Below are 1,156 nucleotides of genomic sequence, written 5' to 3'. Positions count from 1 at the left end.
GCAATACGCTGCCATTCACCCGCCAACACCCCGCGACCAGGTTTAAATGGTCGCGACCCATTCCGGTTGATCCTGCCGGAGGTCATTGCTATTGGGGTCCGATTTAGCCATGCTAGTTGCACGAGTTCATACTCGTGGCGAAAAGCTCAGTAACACGTGGCCAAACTACCCTACAGAGAACGATAACCTCGGGAAACTGAGGCTAATAGTTCATACGGGAGTCATGCTGGAATGCCGACTCCCCGAAACGCTCAGGCGCTGTAGGATGTGGCTGCGGCCGATTAGGTAGACGGTGGGGTAACGGCCCACCGTGCCGATAATCGGTACGGGTTGTGAGAGCAAGAGCCCGGAGACGGAATCTGAGACAAGATTCCGGGCCCTACGGGGCGCAGCAGGCGCGAAACCTTTACACTGCACGCAAGTGCGATAAGGGGACCCCAAGTGCGAGGGCATATAGTCCTCGCTTTTCACGACTGTAAGGCGGTCGTGGAATAAGAGCTGGGCAAGACCGGTGCCAGCCGCCGCGGTAATACCGGCAGCTCAAGTGATGGCCGATATTATTGGGCCTAAAGCGTCCGTAGCCGGCCACGAAGGTTCATCGGGAAATCCGCCAGCTCAACTGGCGGGCGTCCGGTGAAAACCACGTGGCTTGGGACCGGAAGGCTCGAGGGGTACGTCCGGGGTAGGAGTGAAATCCTGTAATCCTGGACGGACCACCGATGGCGAAAGCACCTCGAGAAGACGGATCCGACGGTGAGGGACGAAAGCTAGGGTCTCGAACCGGATTAGATACCCGGGTAGTCCTAGCTGTAAACGATGCTCGCTAGGTGTGGCACAGGCTACGAGCCTGTGCTGTGCCGTAGGGAAGCCGAGAAGCGAGCCGCCTGGGAAGTACGTCCGCAAGGATGAAACTTAAAGGAATTGGCGGGGGAGCACTACAACCGGAGGAGCCTGCGGTTTAATTGGACTCAACGCCGGACATCTCACCAGCTCCGACTATAGTGATGACGATCAGGTTGATGACCTTATCACGACGCTATAGAGAGGAGGTGCATGGCCGCCGTCAGCTCGTACCGTGAGGCGTCCTGTTAAGTCAGGCAACGAGCGAGACCCGCACTTCTAATTGCCAGCAGCAGTTTCGACTGGCTGGGTACAT

General features: G+C 57.5%; 1 rRNA gene. It reads left to right on the top strand.

Going from position 1 to position 1,156, the window contains the following annotated elements:
* Window positions 1-59: 59 nt before the first annotated feature.
* Window positions 60-1,156: ribosomal RNA gene (locus NDI65_RS22140) — 16S ribosomal RNA — on the top strand; the annotation flags it as partial.

Source organism: Haloferax sp. S2CR25 (genome assembly GCF_031624535.1).
GTDB classification, from domain to species: Archaea; Halobacteriota; Halobacteria; order Halobacteriales; family Haloferacaceae; genus Haloferax; species Haloferax massiliensis.
The sequence above is the reverse complement of the archived record's forward strand: the minus strand, read 5'-3'. Positions and strand labels throughout refer to the sequence as shown.